Below are 19,918 nucleotides of genomic sequence, written 5' to 3'. Positions count from 1 at the left end.
CACCTTACGGAAGAGGCTCTCATGCTCACGCGTTCCCTGCTACTGCTCGGCACGGCGCTTGCCGCGCTGCCCGCTTTTGCGAAAGATACCAGTTACATAGGCCAGGTCCAGACGATCGGCGATCCGGCAAATGACGGCACCGCCCGCGGCACCGTCTTTCTTGATACCAACCGCAACAGCCAGCTCGACGCGGGTGAACAGGGGCTCGAAGGCGTCCAGGTCTCCAACGGCCGCGAGGTCGTCCTGACCGGGCCTGATGGCACCTACGAACTGCCCGCCTATGGCGACATGAACCTCTTCATCACCAAGCCCCGGGGCCACATCACACCGGTGGATCGGATGATGGTCCCGCAATTCGCCTATATCCATAAGGAGGACGGCTCCCCGCCCCTGCGCTTCGGCGGGATCGACCCCACCGGCCCCCTGCCCGGTCAGATCAATTTCCCCCTGATCGAAGACCCCGACGCCAGCGACACCTTCGAGGTTCTCGCCTTCGGCGACGCCCAGCCCTATTCCAATCGGGAAATCGGCTATGTCCGCGAAACGGTCGGTAACATGTTGCAAAACCGGGATCTTTCCTCGGTCCAGATGCTGATCTTCCAGGGCGACGTGATGGGCGATGACCTGTCGCTCTATCCCCGTTTCAAGGAGATCGTGGCCACCGGCGGCGTCCCGCAATACTTCGTCGCCGGCAACCACGACCTCGATTTCGACGCCGAAACCGACGACCATTCCATGGACACCTTCCGCCGCGAATGGGGCCCGGAATACTACTCGATGGATATCGGCAACGTCCATTTCATCGTGCTCGACAATGTCCGCTACCCCTGTAACGCGGACGAAACCGACAGCCAGGTCCACGCCTTCTGCGACCCGGCAGCAAGCACGACCTATAACGGCGTCGTCACCGACCGGCAGGTCGACTGGCTCGCCAACAACCTCGCCAACGTGCCCGAAGACAAGCTGATCGTGATGTCGGCCCACATCCCGTTCCAGACCTTCACCGACAACACCGCCGCCAAGCACCAGACCGACAACTTCGCCGAACTCGCTGAAATCCTTGGCGATCGTCCGGTTCTGACACTGGCGGGCCACACCCACACGACCGAGAACATCCTTGAAGGCGTGGATTACGAGGGCTGGGAAGAGAACACCGGCGTCGACGGCGCCCCTTTTCATCAGATCGTCACCGGCGCTGTCTCGGGCAGCTGGTGGGCTGGCGACCGCGGCGATGACGGCGTGCCCCATGGCACCCAGCGCCTCGGCTCCCCGCGCGGCTTCTTCAGTCTGGAATTCGATGGCTCCGACTACGTCGACACCTACCAAGCCTTCGGCCGGGAGGAGGACGAGCAGCTCCACGCCAGCTTCAATACCCCCCGCTTCCGCGACTGGGCCGAACAATTGCTGGCCTATTCCGACCTCTACGGCACCCCGTCCGACGTGATCCCACCGGTGACGATCAACGATCTGGGCGACATGTACATGCTCACCCAGGCCGATCTGGAGGACGGCACCTGGGTCGCGGTAAACGTCTGGAACGGCTCGCAAGAATCGACTGTCCAGGTCTCCATCAACGAAGGCGAGGGCATGGCTGGCACCCTCACCCAGCCCGGAGAAGGCGAAGCCAAGAACAAAGGCCCCGAGTTCGCCGACCCGCTGGCGCTGGCCCGCCAATCCACGCAGTCCGACATGACGATCCGCTCGAATTCGGGCGGTGACGACACGGCGGGCTACCGCACCTGGCAGGGCACCGAATGGATCGGCGTCGCGGGGCCCCTCCAGCGCTGGATGCTCACCGACAATTCCAAGCATCTCTGGCGCGTCGATCTGCCCACCGACTTGGTCGTCGGCGTGCACCGGATGACGGTCTCGACAACCGACCGCTACGGGCGGGAATTCTCGCGGGGCTACACTTTTGAAATTGTGGAGGACATCCCCGATCAGAACTGGCAGGCCGCTCTCTTCGAAAACGAAGACGACAGCTGAAACGAACGGCGGGGCCTCCGAAGGCCCCGCCCCCTCAAGCCGCCTTGGCCTTGGCCGAGAATTGCGCAAGCGGTGTAAAATTCCCCCAGATCATCCGCTTGCCGTCCATCGGCATCTCGCCCATCTCCTGCCATTTCGGATCGGACTGCATCGAAGCATAGGCCGTATCGGCCGTCGCCTTGTCCGGCCACACGATCCAGCTGAACACGACCGTCTCGTCATCTGCCTTCTTCACCGCCATCGGAAATGACGTCACCTCCCCATCCGGCACGTCATCGCCCCAGCACTCCCACATATCGAGCGCCCCGGAGCTTTCGAACAACGGCCAGGAGCGAGTCGCGAAATCGAGGTAGTCCTGCTTGCGCGCAGTCGGAACAGCACAAAGAAATCCACTTACATAAGCCACATCTGAACCCTCCATGATGTGCGGCCAGCTTGACATGGATTCGAGTTGATATCAATCTATTTGCATGACCGAGGAAGCAAAGCTCCGCCACGAGCACACGATCGAGGTTCGCGACCGCTGCCTCTGCTTCCGCACCCAGCGCGCCGCACGGGCGCTCGCCCGCCGTTTCGACGAAGCGTTGCGCCCATTCGGCCTGACCAACGGCCAGTTCTCGCTCCTGATGGCAATGAACCGCCCGGAGCCCGCGCGCCTTGCCCCGCTCGCAGATTTCCTGGCGATGGACCGCACGACGCTCACCGCGGCTCTGAAACCGCTCGACCGCCGCGGCCTCATCACGCTCCAGGTCGATCCCAACGACCGTCGCGGCCGCCTCGTGTCACTAACGGAAGAGGGCAAGGCGCTGCTCTTCGACGCCCTGCCCATCTGGCGCTCCGAACACAACGCGCTTGATGCCGAACTGCGTGAAACCGATCTCGATACGCTGAAGGACGGCCTCGCCGCGCTCAGTCAAACCTGACCTTCATCTGGCCAAAAACAATCACGTCCTGCGGCTGCCGCCCCAATCGCAACGCCGAACCGCCGGGCGCAGAAAGCGCGGCTGGGCGGGCGGGTGTCGTGCCGAAGGCACGCAGGCGCCCTCCCGCCGCCGATCTTACGCCGGAGCCGGAGCCAGCATCCCCTTCTCGGAGGCCAGTTCCCGCATCCGCTTCTGCAGCTTCTCGAAGGCCCGCACCTCGATCTGGCGGATCCGCTCGCGGCTGACGTCGTACTGCCCGGAAAGCTCCTCGAGTGTCACGGTCTCTTCCGACAGCCGCCGTTGCATCAGGATGTCCTTCTCGCGGTCATTCAGCACGTCCATCGCTTCGGAGAGCAGCTCCCGCCGCGCCTCAAGCTCATCGCGCTCGGCATAATCCGTCGCCTGATCCGCATCCTCATCCTCGAGCCAATCCTGCCACTGGGTGGCGGAATCCCCCTCGGTCCCGACCATCGCGTTGAGCGACGCGTCGCCGCCGGACAGCCGCCGGTTCATCGAGATCACTTCGTCCTCGGTCACGCCCAGATCGTTTGCGATCCGCTGCACGTTCTCCGGCCGCAGGTCGCCATCCTCCAGTGCTCCGATCCGGCTCTTGGCCTTGCGGAGGTTGAAGAACAGCTTCTTCTGCGCACTCGTCGTACCGAGCTTCACGAGGCTCCAGGACCGCAGGATGTATTCTTGGATCGCCGCCCGGATCCACCACATCGCATAGGTGGCCAGCCGGAACCCACGCTCCGGATCGAAGCGCTTCACCGCCTGCATCAGGCCGACATTGGCCTCCGAGATCACCTCTGCCTGAGGCAGACCATAGCCGCGATAGCCCATGGCGATCTTCGCCGCGAGCCGCAGATGCGATGTCACCATCTTATGGGCCGCCTCGGTATCTTCCTGCTCGACCCAAGCCTTGGCCAGCATGTATTCCTCTTCGGGCTCCAGCATCGGAAACTTGCGGATTTCCTGAAGATACCGGTTCAGTCCCTGCTCCGGCGACGGGGCCGGCAAAGTCGTATAATTCGCCATCATGTCCCTCCCCATGTTAAGGGCTTTAACACCTATATGGACGGTTTTCGTCGGGTTTCAAGTCCAAGACTAAACAAAACCGTCCTGTTCAGTTCAAAATATGCACCTACGGAGTGTCGCACACCAGACCCATTTCAGTGCTCTCACGCACATGGGATGCGCTGTCACACGTCGCCACGCAGCGCCGCCAGCAAGGCCTCCATATCCGCGGGACGCGGCGCCTCGAAGTGCAAGGCCGCGCCGCTACCCGGATGTACGAACCCCAGCACCCGCGCATGCAACGCTTGCCGTCCGAAGCCGGCCGCAATCTCCGCGGACACCTCTCCCACTGCCTTAGCCGACAGCTTCCGCCGCCCGCCATAGACCGGATCGCCGATCAACCCATGCCCCGCATGGGCCAGATGCACCCGGATCTGATGCGTCCGCCCGGTCTCCAACCGGCATTCCACTCGGGCCGCCACCCCGCCAAACACCTCGACCGTCCGAACCCGCGTCACCGCATGTCGCCCGCCCTCGAAGATCACCGCCTGCCGCTGCCGGTCCGTCCTGTGCCGCGCGAGCCCCGTCGTGATCTTGATCACCCCGCCCGGCTCGACGCTGACCCCACGCACCCCCCGCAGCCGCGGGTCGGCGGGATCGGGCACGCCATAAACGACCGCCTCATAGATACGCTCTACGCTATGCGCCTCGAACTGCGCGGCGAGCCCATGATGCGCCCGATCGCTCTTGGCCACGGCCAGCAGGCCGGACGTATCCTTGTCGATCCGGTGCACGATCCCGGGCCGCGCCACGCCGCCCACGCCCGACAAATGATCGCCGCAATGGTGCATCAGCGCGTTGACGAGCGTTCCCGACGGTGTCCCCGGCGCCGGATGCACGACCATGCCCGCCGGCTTGTTCACCACAATCAGATCGTCGTCCTCATAGACGATCTCCAGCGGGATCGGCTCCGCCGCCAGATGCGTCTCCTCCGCCGGACCAACGGCGATCTCGACCGCGTCGCCCTCCACGACCCGCGCCTTGGCATCCAGCGCAACCGCTCCGTTCACCCGCACGGCGCCGTCCTCCAGCAGCCGCACAATCCGAGAGCGGCTCAAAGCCGCCGCCTCTGGCACATCCCGCGCCAGCGCCTTATCCAGACGCGACGGCGGATCGGCAGCGATGCGAAAGGTGACAGGCTCCATGTCAGATACTCCGGAAAACGGCCCGGAACCGCCGAACCTGCGCTTCCTGCGGCGGCTCGTGACAACGCTCACAGTTGTGATGATCGGAGGCGTCATAACGATCGTCACCCTGCTTGTCATCCGCCTGACCGAAGCCCCCGCTGCGCTCGCCCTGCCCGACACGCTCACGTTGCCCGACGGCACCACGCCCACAGCGGTCACGTTGACCGGCAACCGCCTCCTTGTCGTGACTGATGATGACAGATTGCTCGTCTACGACACAGACGGTGCGCTCCGTCAGACGGTCGTACTCGAATAAAAGGGTGGTACCAGCTCCCAGGCTCGAACTGGGGACCTCCTGATCCACAATCAGGCGCTCTAACCAACTGAGCTAAGCCGGCACACCGCGCGAAATACTCCGCAGGCGCGACGATTGCAAGACCGCCGCAGACGTCAAAACTGAAACTCCCAGTCCAGTTCCTCCAGGTCACATCCGTAGTTTCGCACCGGCCGCGCGGCCACCTGAACCCAACCGGATCGGGCATAAAGCGCGCAGGCCGCCCGATGGCTCGCATGGGTGGAAAGCCGCATCGCCTCGGCACCGCTCGCCTGAGCATACTCCATACAGGTCCGAAGCAGACGATGCCCCAGCCCCTTCCCGCGCCACTCCGGCTCCAGCAGAAAAAGCCTCAGCCGCGCCCAGCCCGGCTCCTCCAACACGCAGAAGATGCATCCAATGGGGGCTCCACCCGCTTCCGCTATCCATCCCCGGCCCTGCCCCGACGCGAAAGAGCTGTCGACCGCCCGCCGGACGACTGGCGCGAAGGTCGCGTCAAACCCGGCCTCGACCCGATAGAGGTTGGCGTGCCGATCAACGATCCAACCACTGTCAGAAGGCTTCGCAATCCTGATTTCCAGACTTGTCACGCGGTTAACGACCCCCTAACTCCGAGTTATGGGTATGAATACCGAACGTGAGATCGAGGCAAACCTCCAGATCGGCCCCACCGATCAGGGCATGGTGCGTATTTTCGTCGAAGCCGCCGGCATCGAAATCCCGATGGATTTCGATACAACCGAAGCGAGAGAAATCGCGGAAGAGATCCTCGCCGCTTCCGCCGCGGCCGACGCCGTCAGATCAAAAAAGTAAACCCCGGATCCCGCATCGCATGAAGCCGCCGTGCCGCATGGCGGGCGAAACGCGCGGTCATCGCCTTGCGCCGGGGTGCTGCCAGCTTGTCCTCCGGCGCCATCCGAACGATTTCGCCGTCATAGGCGTCGGCAAGGATCAGCCCCGTCTCAAGAGGCAACAGCTCTGACGGGAACCCTTCGTCCACGCCCCAGAAGTATCGGTCACAATAGTCCAGATATCCTTCCCATTTCCGGTCAGCGGTGAAATCCGACCGGCTCGACTTGCACTCGACGATCCAGACCTCCCCCTTCGGCCCCAGCGCCATCACATCGACCCTCAGCCCCGGCGCCGGCACGAACTCCTCTACGCAGGCGAAGTCGAGGCTCGCCAGATGCCGGCACACCCCCCGGGCGAGGATCTGGCCCGGCAAGAGGCCGTCTGTGGAGAAGTCATCGGGCATGACGTTAGCTATGAACAATTCATGAACATTGCGCAAGACCCGACCGTTGAGCTTGCGGGCCGTTAACCTTAATGCCCCTGCTTCATCTGGCACTAAATGCTCCCGCCGGAGGCTAATCACACTGCCGGACGCCTCCTGATCCACCATTTCTCATCCGAAACATCGAAGCCCCCGCCACCCTCCCCTACTTCGCACCTTGTTTTAGCCGCATCCCCACCCTAGCTTGAGCGCTGGCGGGTTCTGCCTTTCTCGTGCTCGGTCAAATTCCGGTGGCCTTAAGCAATTCCGAGGGAGCTGGCTCTGTTCGGATCCTGGTCCGTTTATCTGGCGCCCACCTGTACATACAGGTCCTCGGGAATTTAAAGAACCGCACGGCTGCGCGCGGGCCCGCCACTTAACCGCCTAGTGCGCCAAAGTTAAGGACAGCGCGCCGATGGCGACGATCAAGGACGTTCTCCGCGGCAAGACACCCGTCCAGATGCGCCTCAAGGGCGACCTCTGGCAATGGCGCCACAGCTTTGACCCGCCCTCCGGCGACCCGACGACGCTTTTCGCTATTCCTCTGGTTTCGAAACGCCGCTCGGAAGACTGGGGACTGGTGTCGCAGAACCTCGCCGCCACCATCGCCTCGCTCCGCGCGCAGACCTCCTCCCGATGGCAGGCCGTGATCTGCGGCCAGGACGCCCCCGACGGTATCGCCTGGGACGATCAGGTCCGCTTCCTGCCCTTCAAGGGCTCCGACAGCTTCTTCGACAAGGGCCGCAAGCGCCGGGCGCTCATTCGCAACGCCGCCCGCACCCGGAAGGACGACGGCTACCTCTTCCAGTTCGACGCCGACGACCTGCTCCATCCCGGCGTCGTGGCCCACATCCACCAAGACGATAACGGATCGGGCTACTACATCGACCAAGGCTACATGCTCGAACAGCCGGGCGCCCATTTCGCCCCCCTCGACGATGCCCCGAAGCACATCGCCTTCAACCAGATCTGCGGCTCTTCCAACGCCGTCCGCTTCGACTTCCGCCGCCACACGGGCAGCAAAGGCCCCTTAGGCGAAATGAAGTCCCATCGCCGCATCCCCGAACGGATGCGCTATTTCGGCTACGAGATGACGCCGATCCCCTTCCCCGCCGCGCTCTACCTCGTCGGCCATGGCGAGAACATGATCGCCCGGCGCGGCACTCTCGACAGCAAGCTGCGCTATGCGCAAACTCACCGGATCACCGATGCCGATCAGATCGCCCGGATCCGGGCGGAATTCGGCCTCGACAAGGAGACGCGCGATGCCTGAGACGTCCTACGCCCGCGAGTTGGAAGGCCATGTCAGCTGGCTCGACAGCATCACCGGAACGGCTCTTGGCGTGCTCGCCGTCGCCTCGGGCATCTACACCTATCTCGGCGTCTCTTCGCTGCTCGACGATAACGGCGCGCTCACGGTCTTCGCAGCGATGGCCTATTCCATCGCTGTCTCTGTCGGCATCTTCGTCTTCTGGTCCTACATGATGCGGCTTCTGCCCGCCGTCCGCACCGCAGGCGCGCGGATCGGTCTGATCGTCTCGATGGCGCTCGGCTCGCTCGCCATCGTCGCCATGTCCTCCTGGCTGAATGCAGCCGCCCTGGCCGGCGCCGCCGCTGTCGAACAGCACCTGGCGACGACCATCGGCGACTACCAGGACAGCCTCGAACAAGCCAACACCGTCGCCCTCACCGCCCAGGCGCTCGAACGGGACGTCGCCCGCGTCCGCCAAAGCTTCGAGGATCTGTCGGAGCAAGAGGCCGCAGGCACCCTCTCCGGCCTCGCCGGCCGCGGCGCCGTCTTCCGCGTGCTCGAACAGAAATCCGACGAACTCGCAGCCCTCGAAGCCCAGATCGCGTCCCAGGCCCCCCTCATCGACACCGCCTTCAACGAAGGCAACGAGATCCTGTCGCGCATGCGCTCCCTCACCGTCGGCACCGGCCCGGTCGAGGAACGCTCGGTCGAATTCTCGGAAGAGGCCGTGCGCCTCGCCGGTCTCATCACCCGCCTGCGCCAGCTTTCCGTCGCGCCTCTCGTGGCCCGCGCGGCGGTCGACCTTGAAAACTCCGTCGTCCTGCCAGAACTCGACGGCTCTACCGCCAGTGGGCGCACCGATCAAGCGCGCACCATCGACAGCGTCCTCTCGGTCCTCTCCACCCGGGCAGAAGGCCTCGAAAAGGCCGCGCGCGACGTCATGGCGATGGAACAACCGCCCGAGACGACCTACACGCCCATCTCCACCGCCGACGCGGTGATCCTCTATGCGGGCAACTTCATCCCCTCATGGGCGGGTGCCATCGCCATCGACCTGCTGCCCGCCGTCCTCGTCTTCATCCTCGCCGTCACCCAGGCCGCCATCCGCGCGGGCCGCCGCGACACACCAATCGAAGACACGCTGACGCTGACCGAACTGCGCGCCGCCCTCCGCGCCGCGCGCGATGTCGACGACATGCTGACCGAAGAACACGGCGCGCCGCCCCGACCCCGCCCGGCCCAGGTCGAGACGATCAAGCCCGATCGCAGCGCATGACGACCTCCGCCCAGAAGGCGATCCGCTGGATCCTCGGCCTGCAGGTGGGCCTCGCCCTGCTCCTCTTCGCAGGCGATCTGGGCGCGCGCATCCCGCAGCTTCTCTCGCCATCCGTCGCGCCCACCCTCGAACGCCTCGTCTCCCCCGGAGATCAAACCCGTCGCTACGCGCCCCGCCGAATGACAACCGGCCCCGATACCGGCCCCATGCCCCGCCGCCTGACCTTCCAGCCGTTCGGAGATGTCCTGACGATGGAAGGCGGCATCGCCGCCGGCGACGCGGCCCGCTTCGAAGATTTCCTCGACCGCGAAGGGCCCTTCACCCGCATCCGCCTCAACAGCCCCGGCGGGTCGGTGGGCGACGCGCTCGACATCGGCCGCCGCATCCGGGACGCGGGGATCATAACAGAGATGCAGCCCGACACGTTCTGCCTCTCGGCCTGCCCCTACATCCTCGCGGGCGGCACAGAACGGCGCGTCCACATCACCGCTTCGGTCGGCGTCCATCAGCACTATTTCGGCGAAAACATCGTCCTGCCCGCTTTCACCGCGGTCGAAGACATCCAGCGCGGCCAGGGTGAGGTCATGACGTACCTCAATGATATGGGGATCGATCCGCTTCTGATGCGGCATGCCCTCGTCACGCCGCCCGACGAGATCTACGTCCTGCTCCCGGAAGAGCTGGAAACCTACCGCCTCGCGACCGAAATCGGCGCTAGCTGAGGCACCGCCTCACCACCCCGGCCGTCATCATCGTCGCTATCGGCATCCAGTAGCAGCGCGACCGAGAATTGCGCGCCGGAAAAGACGATTCCGTTGAAGAACCACAGCAGGAACACGGCCAGCAGCCCGACATCGGAATTGGAAATCAGGCTCCATAGGCGAACGACATCGAAATAGAGAAGCATCGCGACGAACGCCGCGGCAATTCCGTACCCAATCAGCACGTGCCGGATATAGAACTTCACGATCCGCGGAAGCGGGCGTTTCTGCTCAGACGGCATCTCTCACTCCTCTGGCCAAGGCGACGAAGGCGATCCCCGTCGTCACGAAGTTTATACCCGCAAAGATGCCCAACGCCCAGACCGCCGTGCCGGGCAGCCCCAGAATAAGCAACAGGCCAAGCACCAACGACGCGATCCCCGAAGCCAAAAGCCAGCCCCAGCCCTTGTGGCCCCGGTTTTGCAAGGCCATCGCGGTTTCCACACCGCCCTGCAAACCAAAGACGATCCCCAGCAGGAAGGTCAGCGCGATCAGCCCACCCGTCGGCGAAAAGGCGAGCCATGCCCCCGCGACAAGGTGCAGCAGCCCGATCAGCCCGTTCAGGATCGCCGAATTCCACGTCTTCGTCTGAAATGCCGCGTAAAGCGTGATCGCGCCACTCAGCAGCAGGAACCACCCCACCGTCACCTTCACGAAGATCGAGCCCAGAAACGGAAACAGGATCGCCAGCGTCCCGATCACAATCAGGACGATCCCGAAGATCGTGAACCGCTTGCTGTTCTCCCGGATCCGCTCAGCGAACTCTGCCCGCAGCTTATCCGGATCCGTCGGGGTATCGGCCATCGCGCTCTCCTTTCCAGCCGAACCAGAACGGACGCGCAGAGGTTCCGCCTAAAACGCCTCGGGCCGCGCCTCGCGCGCCATATGATCAAGCACGGCGTTGACGAATTTCGGCTCTTTCCCGTCCGGAAAGAACGCCCGCGCGACGTCGACGAATTCCACGATCACGACCTTCGGCGGCGTCTCACCAGCGATCAGCTCCGCGCCTGCCGCGCGGAACAGGGCCCGTAAGGTCGGATCGATCCGCCCGATCGGCCACTTCGCGACCAGCGCCCGGTCGGTCATCTGGTCGATCCGCGCCTGATCGTTCACCGCCCCTTCCATCAGCGCACGGAACGTCTCCAGATCGCCCTCGGCCATTGCGTAGTCTTCGAAGACCTCGCCGAACCGGTGCGTCTCGAATTCCCGGATTACCGCATCGACGGTCTGATCCGACATCTCCATCTGATAAAGCGCCTGCACGGAAAACAGCCGCGCGGCCGACCGCATCTTGCGCTTCTGATTGCCGGAAAGTTTCGGCTCGGTCACACCGTCTCTCCACCCTTGGCAAGCAGCGTGCTGGTGAAGCCGACGCCCTTGCGCGCGTTCCCCCAGTTCCGCGACAGCGCGATCAGGTGCAACGCCGCCGCCGCGGCGCCGCCCCCCTTGTTCTGACCCTTGGCCTCAGCCCGAACCCGCGCCTGGTCCTTGGTCTCGACCGTCAGGATCCCGTTGCCCACGCACAGCCCCTGCAGCCCCAGCAGCATCAGCCCGCGGGAGCTGTCGTTGCAGACCGTCTCGTAATGGGTCGTCTCGCCCCGGATCACGCAGCCCAGTGCAACGTAGCCGTCGAAATTGCTCATCCGCTCGGCGATCCCGATCGCGATCGGCACTTCCAGGGCACCAGGCACTTCGACCGTCTCATGGGTGCCGCCCGCCGCTTCGATCTCGGTCCGTGCTCCGGCGACCAACTCATCCGCGATGTCCTTGTAGTAGGGCGCCACCACGATCAGCAGCTTCGGGGCCTTCTCGAAGCTCGGCCGCTCCAGCTCGTAATGCTCTTCCGCTGCCGCCATCACCCGATCTCCGATATCTTGCGCACATCCACGATCTCCAGCCCGTACGCCTCGAGCCCCACGACCTTCGGCTGCGGCGAATTGGTCAGCAGGATCATCTTCGACACCCCAAGAGAACTCAGGATCTGCGCCCCCAGCCCGTATTGCCGCAGCGTCTGCGGCGACACTTCCTCGCCCGCGGCAATCTTCATATGCAGGTCGCGCAGCAGCACCAGCGCGCCCCGCCCTTCCGCCGCGATCAGCTCCATCGCGTCGCCGAACTCCCGCGCCCGGCCCATGCCGCCTGTGCCGACGACATCCAGCAGCGGATCCAGCGCATGCATCCGCACCAGCACCGGCTCATCACCCGAGATATCGCCCTTCACCAGCGCGATATGCTCGGCCCCCTGCGTCTCGTCCCGGAAGATCCGCATCTCCCATTCGCCGCCGAACTCGCTCTGTACCACCTCGCGGTCCCGCATCCGCACAAGGTTGTCGTGCCGCCGCCGATAGGCGATCAGATCGCTGATCGTGCCGATCTTCAGGTTGTGAAGCTGGGCAAAGGCCACGAGGTCCGGCAGACGCGACATCGTCCCGTCCTCGTTCATGATCTCGCAGATTACCCCTGACGGGTTCAGCCCGGCCAAACGCGCCACGTCGACCGCCGCCTCCGTGTGCCCGGCCCGCACCAGAACGCCCCCTTCCCGCGCCCGAAGCGGAAAGACATGCCCCGGCGTCGCGATATCGGCGGCCGTCGTGGCGCTGTCGATCGCCACCGAAATCGTCCGTGCCCGGTCCGCCGCCGAAATGCCGGTCGTCACCCCCTCGCGCGCCTCGATCGACACAGTGAACGCCGTCTCGTGGCGCGAGGAGTTCTGCGACGACATCAGCGGCAAACCCAGCGCATCCACCTTCGTCCCCGGCATGGCGAGGCAGATCAGCCCCCGCCCATGGGTCGCCATGAAGTTGATCGCATCGGGCGTCGCCATCTGCGCGGGGATAACCAGATCCCCCTCGTTCTCGCGATCCTCGTGGTCGACAAGGATGAACATCCGCCCATTGCGGGCATCCTCGATGATCTCGTCCACGGACGAGATTGCATCGGTCCAGCTTTCCTCGACCGGTCCGGGCTGTTCGAAACTCATGGGGCGTCCCCTCAGGCAAGCTTGCCGCGGGATAGCGCGCGCGCCGCGCAATGACCAGAGCGGCGCACCTGCGGCGACGCACAGGAATTTGAGTATTTTTGGCCAGATGAAGGGGAAGCGGCGCGCTCAGGCGGCGCCGAAATACCTGTCGGCGGCTAGAAAGCCCGCCGCGCGGGCGGCGGCAACCCATTCCCGCTCCATCGCAGTCTCCCCGACGATAACGACCCCGTCGGCCGGCAGGCCCGCCTCGCGCAGCGGCGCAGCGATCCGGTCGCGCATGGCCGACCAGCTTTCGGCGAAGGACGGCGCGGCGAAGCCGTGGTCGAGGGGTGGCACCGGTAGCTCGGCCAGCGGGAAGCCCGGCTGCGCCGCCGCGATCCGCGCGCAAGCGCGCAAGGCCACCAGCTTGGCCTCCCGATCTTCGGGCAAGACGTCGCCAGCCCGGATCAGCCGCAGGGCATTGGTCGAGAACAGAAACCCGATCACGTCCCGCCCCGTGCTGGCCCGGATCCCGGCATAGGTCTTGTACGGCAGCCCCAGTTCCTCCGCCCGCCGGATCCTCAGCCGCAGCACCTCCACCGGCAGCTTCGGCAACAGCGCCGCCCGCGCCTTGCCCCAGGCATGCCGCCGCCAGCCATAACCCGCCTCCATGGTCGGGCCCTGGTTGTGTCCGATCCCGGGTGTCATGCCGCCTCCGCCAGCCGTGCGACATACCGCGCGAGCGTATCGATCTCGAGGTTCACACCGTCCCCCGCCGCGACCGACCCCCAGGTCGTCACCTCCTTGGTATGGGGGATCAGGTTGATCCCGAACCGACGCCCGTCCACCTCGTTCACGGTCAACGACGTCCCATTCAACGCCACGGACCCCTTCGGCGCAATGAACCGCGCTAGTGCTTCCGGCGCCTCGAAGAGAACGCGCGTGCTGTCGCCCTCTTCCTCAACCGAAACCACTTCGGCAACCCCGTCCACATGACCAGAAACGATATGCCCGCCCAGCTCGTCCCCGACCTTGAGCGCGCGTTCCAGGTTCAGCCGACCACCGACCGCCCAGCCGCCTGCCGTCGTTTTCTCCAACGTCTCCGCACTCATATCCACGTCGAACCAGTCCGGCCCCTTCTCGACCACCGTCAGGCACACCCCGTCGCAGGCGATCGACGCACCAAGATCGACCGAGCCCATGTCGTACCGCGTCCCGATCCTCAGCCGCAGGTCTCCCCGGTGCTCGACCGCGCGCACCTCGCCGATATCCGTCACGATCCCAGTGAACATCGCCGTCTTGCCTCATTGTTAACCAGATCAGACCTACGATGGGCCGGATGTGCAAACAAGCGCTCCGCTGCGCAAAAACAATTGTCCGCCCCCGACCAGGGCAGGTAAAGACACTACCATAGCTGTTCCGAGTATCCCCGTGCCGCAAACCAACATTCAAAGCCGCACCTTCCTGTTCCTGCAGGGTCCCCACGGCCCCTTCTTCTGGCGCCTTGCACGCATGCTGCGGATGGCGGGCGCCGATGTCTGGCGCGTCGGCTTCAACGGCGGCGACGGCGCGTTCTGGCCCGACGGGAAAAGCTACCTTCCCTTCCGCGAAGCGGCCGAGGCCTGGCCCGATCACCTCGACACACTGCTCACCGACAAATTCGTGACCGACCTCGTCCTTTACGGCGATGTCCGCCCCCGCCATGCGGAGGCGATCGCCAAGGCCAAGGCGCGCGGTGTCACCGTCCACGTCTTCGAGGAGGGCTATCTGAGGCCCTACTGGGTCACCTACGAGCGAGACGGCACCAATGGCCATTCCCGCCTGATGACTATGTCGGTGGAGGAAATGCGCGCGGCCCTCGCACTCCGGCAGCAGGATACGATGCCCGTACCCGCCCATTGGGGCGACATGCGCCACCACATCTTCTACGGCGCGCTCTACCACACCTTCGTCCTGGCCGGCGGCGGCCGCTACAAAGGCTTTCAGCGCCACCGCACCCTGTCGGTTCGGCAGGAGATGCTGCTCTATACCCGCCGCCTGGCGCTCATGCCCTTCGTCGCGCTCTCCCGCCGGATCGCCACCACCCGCCTGACGCTCTCGGGCTACCCCTATCACCTGGCACTCATGCAGCTCGAACACGATTCGAGCTTCCAGGCCCATTCGCCTTTCGATACCTCGCGTGAGTTCATAGCCAGCGTCATCTCAGGCTTCGCGGCGGGCGCGCCGCCCCACCACCATCTCGTCTTCAAGGCCCACCCGCTCGACACCGGCCAAAGCCCCCACCGCCGCCATATCCGTGCTCTCGCGCGCGACCACGGTGTGACCGGCCGGGTCCACTTCCTCCACGGCGGCAAGCTTGCAGCACTGCTCGACGATGCCCGCTCGGCCGTCACCGTCAACTCCACCGCCGCCCAGCAGGTCCTGCGCCGTGGCCTACCGCTCCTGGCCTTCGGCGAGGCGGTCTACGGCAAGCCCGAATTCGTCTCCTCCCAGGACATCGAAGCCTTCTTCGCCCAGCCCGACCGCCCCGATGCCGCGGCCTATGCCGACTACCGCCGGTTCCTCCTGGAAACCAGCCAGGTCCCCGGCGGCTACTACGCGGCCCGATCCCGCCGCCGTCTCCTGCGCCTTGTCGTCGACATGATGCTGGCCGAGGAGGACCCATACGACGCCTTCGCCGCTGGCCGCTCTGCTCCCCGCCAGCATCTCCAGGCGGTCGGCTGAGCCTCTGAAACATGCGATCCGGCAGTTTTGGCAAAACAATATTGAACCGGGAAACCCCGATCACCCGCACACTCAATTGACCCCAACACCCGTTAACCTTAGCGCAATCCCTTAAATCAAAGCGCTCCCCTCTTCATCTGGCCAGAAATACTCCCGCCGGAGGCCGAGAACCGTCCCGGCGCGAACCTTTCCAGACCCAACCGGTCAGGAGACGCACGGCCTGCCGCGCCCCGCTCCCCGCAGGGGCGCGGGTCCGCGCGTCAGCGCGGGGACGCTCCCGGCACCGCCACCCGCTTTTCTGGTTGCCGCATCGCTTCCGAACCGCGACACAGGGCCGGATCGCACCGGACCGCAAGGCACCCGACCCGTATGACCGACCCTCAGATGCTGTACGGCACCACGACCGACCGGCCCCGGCGCAACCTCTACGTCTATAACGGTGGCTTCCTCACCCAGCCGCGCATCCGGCGGATCCTCTCGCTTGCCGGATGGGACATTCGCATCGGCAAACCGGGCGACGGCGATTGGATCGGCGTCTGGGGCCAAAGCCCCACCGCTCCCCGGGGCGAAAGGGTCGCGGGCCTCACCGGCAACCCCATCTTGCGCGTCGAAGACCCGTTCTTCCGCTCCGTCCGCACGGGTCGCGACGGCGACCCGCCGCTCGGCCTTCTCCTCGACGAAAGCGGCCTCCATTTCGACCCGTCGACGCCGTCCGACCTCGAACGGATTCTCGCTGAGGACCCCCTCGACGACAGCGCGATCCTCAACCGCGCCCGCGACGCCATCGACCGGATCAAGGCAACCGGCCTCTCGAAATACAACACCGGCGACCCAGCGCTGGCGCCGCCCGACCCCGGCTATGTCCTCATCCTCGACCAGACCCGCGGCGACGCCTCCGTCACCGCCTCGGGCTGCGATCTCAACTCCTTCCGCGAGATGCTGTTCTACGCCCAGGACGAACACCCCCGCGCCCGCATCCTCATCAAGACCCATCCGGAAACCACCGCGGGCCATCGTCCGGGTTATTTCGACACAGATGCCCAGACCGACCGCATCCAGCTGATCAACGCACCCCATACCCCCGCCCGCCTCCTCGAAGGGGCCATCGCCGTCTACACGGTGTCCTCCCAGATGGGGTTCGAGGCGATCCTGGCGGGCCACCGCCCCGTCGTCTTCGGCCAGCCCTTCTACATGGGCTGGGGCCTGACCGACGACCGCAAGCCGCTCGACCGCCGCCAGCGCAGCCTGACCCGCGCTCAGCTCGCCGCCGCCGCGCTGATCCTCTACCCCCACTGGCATTCGCCGTATCACGACCGCGCGGCAACGCTGGAGGACACGCTCGACACGCTCGAGGCTCAGTCCCGTGCCTACCGCGAAGACCGCAACGGCTCCGTCGCCCACGGCTTCCGCCTCTGGAAACGCGCCCCCACACGGCGGTTCCTCCAAGGCCCCGTCCGCTTTCGCGACGACCCAGCCAAGGCCCTCGCCGCCGTGGGAGATGCTCAACGCCTCCTCAGCTGGTCCAGCAGAACCCCGCCAGAGCTCGAAGCCGCTAACGCCATCCGCGTCGAAGACGGCTTCCTCCGCTCCCGCGGCCTCGGCGCCGAGCTGATCCCGCCGCTCTCCCTCGCCTTCGATGATCTCGGCATCTATTACGACCCCGGCCGCGAAAGCCGCCTCGAACGCCTGATCGCCGCGTCCGAAACCCTCTCAGACCCCGATCACCGCCGCGCCGAGGCCCTTATCCGGCGCCTGCGCAACGACCGCCTCTCGAAATACAACCTCCCCGGCACCCTTCCCGACCTGCCCGGCGGCCACCGCATCCTCGTCACCGGCCAGGTCGAAGATGACGCCTCCATCCTCACCGGCACCGGCGCCATCCGCACCAACACCGACCTCCTCAAGGCCGTCCGTGACGCCCATCCCGACGCCATCCTGATCTACAAACCCCACCCGGATGTCGAAGCGGGCCTTCGTCCCGGCGCCATCGACGCCACCCTCGCCGACATCACAGCGACCAACGCCGACCCCATCGCCCTCATCGAAGCCACCGACGAGGTCCACACCATGACCTCCCTCCTGGGGTTCGAGGCGCTGATCCGCCGCAAACCCCTCACCTGCTACGGCACGCCCTTCTACGCCGGATGGGGCCTCACCACAGACCGCGACGCCCCCTGTCCGCGCCGCACCGCGACGCCCAGTCTCGAAGGCCTCGTCCACGCCGCGCTCATCGCCTATCCGCGCTACCACGATCCGGTGACGAACCTCCCCTGCCCGCCCGAAATCGCGCTCGACCGTCTGGCGACGGGGGACCTGCCGCAACCCGGCAAGCTCAACCGCCTTACCGCCAAGCTCCAGGGTCTCTTCGCCAGCACTCCGTTCTGGCGGTAACCCCTTAAGCGGCTTCCTCCTCGTCCGCCTGCTGCCGGTGCCACATCGCCGCATAGCGCCCGTTCCGCCCCAACAGCTCCTCGTGTCGCCCCTCCTCGGCGATCACGCCGCCTTCCAGCACGACGATCCGGTCCGCATCGGCGATGGTCGACAGCCGGTGCGCAATCACGATCACCGTCCGCCCCCGGCTCATCTCCCGCAGCGATCGCTGGATCTCCGCCTCCGTCTCGCTGTCCAAGGCCGAGGTCGCCTCGTCCAGCAACAGGATCGGCGGGTCCTTCAGCAGCGTGCGCGCAATGCCTACCCGCTGCTTCTCCCCGCCCGACAGCTTTAAGCCGCGTTCGCCCACGACAGTCTCGTAGCCCTCCGGCAGGCTCGCGATGAAGTCATGGATCTCCGCCGCCCGCGCCGCCGCCTCGATCTCGTCCTGCGTCGCACCGGCCCGCCCATAAGCGATGTTGTACCCCACCGTATCGTTGAACAGCACCGTGTCCTGCGGCACCACGCCGATGGCCCGATGCAGGCTCTCCTGCGTCACATCCCGCACATCCTGCCCGTCGATCCGCAAGGCCCCGCCGCTCACGTCATAGAACCGGAAAAGCAGCCGACCGATCGTGGACTTCCCCGCCCCCGAGGGTCCGACAATCGCCACCGTCTGCCCCGGCCCGACATCGACCGCGACGCCCTTCAGGATCGGCCGCTCGGCCTCATAGCCGAAGGACACGTCGTCAAAGACGACCTCCCCGCCATCCACCTCCAAGTCCGGGGCACCAGGCTTGTCCTCGACCTCCGCCGGCTGTTCCAGCAGGTCGAACATCTCGCCCATATCCACCAGCGCCTGCCGGATCTCGCGATAGACCGTCCCGAGGAAGTTCAGCGGCATCGTGATCTGGATCATGTAGGCGTTGACCATCACGAAATCGCCGACCGTCAACGCCCCGTTCGCCACGCCCACAGCTGCCATCACCATCACGGCGACCAGCCCGCCCGTGATCAGCAAGGACTGCCCGAAATTCAGGAAGGCCAGCGAATAGGATGTTCGCAGGGCCGCATCCACGTACTGCTCCATCGCGCTGTCATACCGCGCCGCCTCCCGCTCCTCGGCGCCGAAATACTTGACGGTCTCGAAGTTCAGGAGGCTGTCGATGGCCTTCTGGTTGGCATCCGTATCCTGCTCGTTCATCTCGCGGCGGATCTTCACCCGCCACTCCGTCACCTTGAACGTGAAGGTCACGTAAAGCGCGATCGTCCCGACGACGACCACCAGATACCAGACGTCGAACAGCACGAAGAGCACTGCCGCAATCATCATCAGTTCCAGCAGCAGCGGCCCGATCGAGAACAGCAGGAACCGCAGCAGGAACTCGACACCCTTCACCCCCCGCTCGATGATCCGCGACAGGCCGCCGGTCTTACGCGTGATGTGATAGCGCAGCGAAAGCGCGTGGATGTGCCGGAAGGTCTCCAGCGCAAGCATCCTGAGCGCCCGCTGCCCGACCCGCGCAAAGATCGCGTCGCGCAGCTGCTGGAAGCCCACATTCATCAGCCGCGCCATGCCGTAGGCGATGGTCAGCCCGACCGCCCCCAGCGCAAGGAACCGCGCCGCGTCGCTGTCCTCGCCCGCCAGCGCGTCGACAGCGCCCTTATAAAGCAGCGGTGTCCCGACGGCGACGACCTTGGCGATGAACAGCATCGCCAAGGCGATGACAACGCGCCGCTTCACCCAGGCCTGATCCTTCGGCCACAGATACGGCGCGACCTTGCGCACCGTGCGCCAGCCGCTGCGCTGGTCTTCGTTCAGTTCCGCCAAATTTGCTGCCTCGCCACGCGCATCG

General features: G+C 65.3%; 22 protein-coding genes and 1 tRNA gene. 9 read left to right on the top strand and 14 right to left on the bottom strand.

Annotation, left to right across the window (positions count from 1 at the left end):
• Window positions 1-21: 21 nt before the first annotated feature.
• A complete protein-coding gene (locus tag AADZ90_RS12430; protein ID WP_367310332.1) occupies window positions 22-1,986 on the top strand; it encodes a calcineurin-like phosphoesterase C-terminal domain-containing protein in 1,965 nt (654 codons plus the stop codon).
• 34 nt (window positions 1,987-2,020) lie between these two features.
• Here the strand turns inward: AADZ90_RS12430 and AADZ90_RS12425 are convergent, their stop codons facing one another.
• A complete protein-coding gene (locus AADZ90_RS12425) occupies window positions 2,021-2,392 on the bottom strand; it encodes a DUF1428 domain-containing protein (RefSeq protein WP_411997031.1) in 372 nt (123 codons plus the stop codon).
• A gap of 64 nt (window positions 2,393-2,456) precedes the next feature.
• Between AADZ90_RS12425 and AADZ90_RS12420 the strand changes: the two genes are divergently transcribed.
• Window positions 2,457-2,909, top strand: coding sequence for a MarR family winged helix-turn-helix transcriptional regulator (locus tag AADZ90_RS12420; protein WP_367310330.1), 453 nt, complete (start codon window positions 2,457-2,459; stop codon window positions 2,907-2,909).
• A gap of 135 nt (window positions 2,910-3,044) precedes the next feature.
• On the opposite strand, the gene rpoH is transcribed toward AADZ90_RS12420, so the two are convergent.
• Window positions 3,045-3,947, bottom strand: coding sequence for an RNA polymerase sigma factor RpoH (gene rpoH / locus AADZ90_RS12415; protein ID WP_367310329.1), 903 nt, complete (start codon window positions 3,945-3,947; stop codon window positions 3,045-3,047).
• A 164-nt stretch (window positions 3,948-4,111) separates the two neighbouring features.
• On the bottom strand, window positions 4,112-5,131 hold the full coding sequence (locus AADZ90_RS12410) for an RluA family pseudouridine synthase (RefSeq protein WP_367310328.1): 1,020 nt from the start codon (window positions 5,129-5,131) through the stop codon (window positions 4,112-4,114).
• Here AADZ90_RS12410 and AADZ90_RS12405 point away from each other — a divergent pair.
• Complete coding sequence (locus AADZ90_RS12405; RefSeq protein WP_367310327.1) at window positions 5,130-5,429, top strand: DUF6476 family protein; 300 nt, start codon at window positions 5,130-5,132, stop codon at window positions 5,427-5,429. The genes AADZ90_RS12410 and AADZ90_RS12405 overlap by 2 nt on opposite strands.
• A 5-nt stretch (window positions 5,430-5,434) precedes the next feature.
• Here the strand turns inward: AADZ90_RS12405 and AADZ90_RS12400 are convergent.
• Both AADZ90_RS12400 and AADZ90_RS12395 read right to left on the bottom strand, forming a co-directional pair.
• Window positions 5,435-5,511, bottom strand: a tRNA-His gene (locus AADZ90_RS12400).
• Between the two features lie 52 nt (window positions 5,512-5,563).
• A complete protein-coding gene (locus AADZ90_RS12395; protein WP_367310326.1) occupies window positions 5,564-6,037 on the bottom strand; it encodes a GNAT family N-acetyltransferase in 474 nt (157 codons plus the stop codon).
• A 28-nt stretch (window positions 6,038-6,065) separates the two neighbouring features.
• Here AADZ90_RS12395 and AADZ90_RS12390 point away from each other — a divergent pair, with 28 nt between their 5' ends.
• Complete coding sequence (locus AADZ90_RS12390) at window positions 6,066-6,260, top strand: DUF6324 family protein (protein WP_367310325.1); 195 nt, start codon at window positions 6,066-6,068, stop codon at window positions 6,258-6,260.
• Here the strand turns inward: AADZ90_RS12390 and AADZ90_RS12385 are convergent.
• The gene (locus AADZ90_RS12385) at window positions 6,244-6,702 is read right to left on the bottom strand and encodes an MmcB family DNA repair protein (protein ID WP_367310324.1); all 459 of its coding nucleotides are present in this window, start codon (window positions 6,700-6,702) and stop codon (window positions 6,244-6,246) included. The two genes, AADZ90_RS12390 and AADZ90_RS12385, sit on opposite strands and share 17 nt — an antisense overlap.
• Before the next feature lie 433 nt (window positions 6,703-7,135).
• Between AADZ90_RS12385 and AADZ90_RS12380 the strand changes: the two genes are divergently transcribed.
• Genes AADZ90_RS12380 through AADZ90_RS12370 form a run of 3 tightly spaced genes read left to right on the top strand, consistent with a single transcriptional unit; the run spans window position 7,136 to window position 9,970 of the window.
• On the top strand, window positions 7,136-7,993 hold the full coding sequence (locus tag AADZ90_RS12380; RefSeq protein WP_367310323.1) for a glycosyltransferase family 2 protein: 858 nt from the start codon (window positions 7,136-7,138) through the stop codon (window positions 7,991-7,993).
• A complete protein-coding gene (locus AADZ90_RS12375) occupies window positions 7,986-9,248 on the top strand; it encodes a hypothetical protein (protein ID WP_367310322.1) in 1,263 nt (420 codons plus the stop codon). Before AADZ90_RS12380 ends, AADZ90_RS12375 begins: the two co-directional genes overlap by 8 nt.
• Entirely contained in the window at window positions 9,245-9,970 is a 726-nt protein-coding gene (locus tag AADZ90_RS12370) for a COG3904 family protein (protein ID WP_367310321.1), read from the top strand. The genes AADZ90_RS12375 and AADZ90_RS12370 overlap by 4 nt, the downstream gene beginning before the upstream one ends.
• On the opposite strand, the gene AADZ90_RS12365 is transcribed toward AADZ90_RS12370, so the two are convergent.
• The 7 genes from AADZ90_RS12365 to AADZ90_RS12335 all read right to left on the bottom strand — a co-directional run bounded on the left by AADZ90_RS12365 (window position 9,937) and on the right by AADZ90_RS12335 (window position 14,260).
• Window positions 9,937-10,251: a hypothetical protein gene (locus AADZ90_RS12365; protein ID WP_367310320.1), complete on the bottom strand. Its 315-nt coding sequence runs from the start codon at window positions 10,249-10,251 to the stop codon at window positions 9,937-9,939. The two genes, AADZ90_RS12370 and AADZ90_RS12365, sit on opposite strands and share 34 nt — an antisense overlap.
• On the bottom strand, window positions 10,241-10,813 hold the full coding sequence (locus AADZ90_RS12360) for an HdeD family acid-resistance protein (protein ID WP_367310319.1): 573 nt from the start codon (window positions 10,811-10,813) through the stop codon (window positions 10,241-10,243). Before AADZ90_RS12360 ends, AADZ90_RS12365 begins: the two co-directional genes overlap by 11 nt.
• Window positions 10,814-10,861: 48 nt before the next feature.
• A complete protein-coding gene (gene nusB / locus AADZ90_RS12355) occupies window positions 10,862-11,299 on the bottom strand; it encodes a transcription antitermination factor NusB (protein WP_367310593.1) in 438 nt (145 codons plus the stop codon).
• A gap of 35 nt (window positions 11,300-11,334) precedes the next feature.
• Window positions 11,335-11,865: a 6,7-dimethyl-8-ribityllumazine synthase gene (locus AADZ90_RS12350; RefSeq protein WP_367310318.1), complete on the bottom strand. Its 531-nt coding sequence runs from the start codon at window positions 11,863-11,865 to the stop codon at window positions 11,335-11,337.
• Entirely contained in the window at window positions 11,865-12,989 is a 1,125-nt protein-coding gene (gene ribB / locus AADZ90_RS12345; protein ID WP_367310317.1) for a 3,4-dihydroxy-2-butanone-4-phosphate synthase, read from the bottom strand. Before ribB ends, AADZ90_RS12350 begins: the two co-directional genes overlap by 1 nt.
• A gap of 126 nt (window positions 12,990-13,115) precedes the next feature.
• Window positions 13,116-13,676, bottom strand: a complete 561-nt coding sequence (locus tag AADZ90_RS12340) for a hypothetical protein (protein WP_367310316.1) — start codon at window positions 13,674-13,676, stop codon at window positions 13,116-13,118.
• Window positions 13,673-14,260, bottom strand: a complete 588-nt coding sequence (locus tag AADZ90_RS12335; protein WP_367310315.1) for a riboflavin synthase — start codon at window positions 14,258-14,260, stop codon at window positions 13,673-13,675. The genes AADZ90_RS12340 and AADZ90_RS12335 overlap by 4 nt, the downstream gene beginning before the upstream one ends.
• Window positions 14,261-14,399: 139 nt before the next feature.
• Between AADZ90_RS12335 and AADZ90_RS12330 the strand changes: the two genes are divergently transcribed.
• Complete coding sequence (locus tag AADZ90_RS12330) at window positions 14,400-15,692, top strand: capsule polysaccharide biogenesis protein (protein WP_367310314.1); 1,293 nt, start codon at window positions 14,400-14,402, stop codon at window positions 15,690-15,692.
• Between the two features lie 369 nt (window positions 15,693-16,061).
• Complete coding sequence (locus AADZ90_RS12325) at window positions 16,062-18,083, top strand: capsule polysaccharide biogenesis protein (RefSeq protein WP_367310313.1); 2,022 nt, start codon at window positions 16,062-16,064, stop codon at window positions 18,081-18,083.
• Between the two features lie 4 nt (window positions 18,084-18,087).
• Here AADZ90_RS12325 and AADZ90_RS12320 read toward each other — a convergent pair whose 3' ends face one another.
• Window positions 18,088-19,893 carry an ABCB family ABC transporter ATP-binding protein/permease gene (locus AADZ90_RS12320; RefSeq protein ID WP_367310312.1) on the bottom strand — a complete coding sequence of 602 codons (1,806 nt, stop codon included), beginning with the start codon at window positions 19,891-19,893 and terminating at the stop codon, window positions 18,088-18,090.
• Between the last annotated feature and the right edge of the window lie 25 nt (window positions 19,894-19,918).

Source organism: Aestuariibius violaceus (assembly GCF_040779325.2).
Taxonomy (GTDB): domain Bacteria; phylum Pseudomonadota; class Alphaproteobacteria; order Rhodobacterales; family Rhodobacteraceae; genus Aestuariibius; species Aestuariibius violaceus.
The sequence above is the reverse complement of the archived record's forward strand: the minus strand, read 5'-3'. Positions and strand labels throughout refer to the sequence as shown.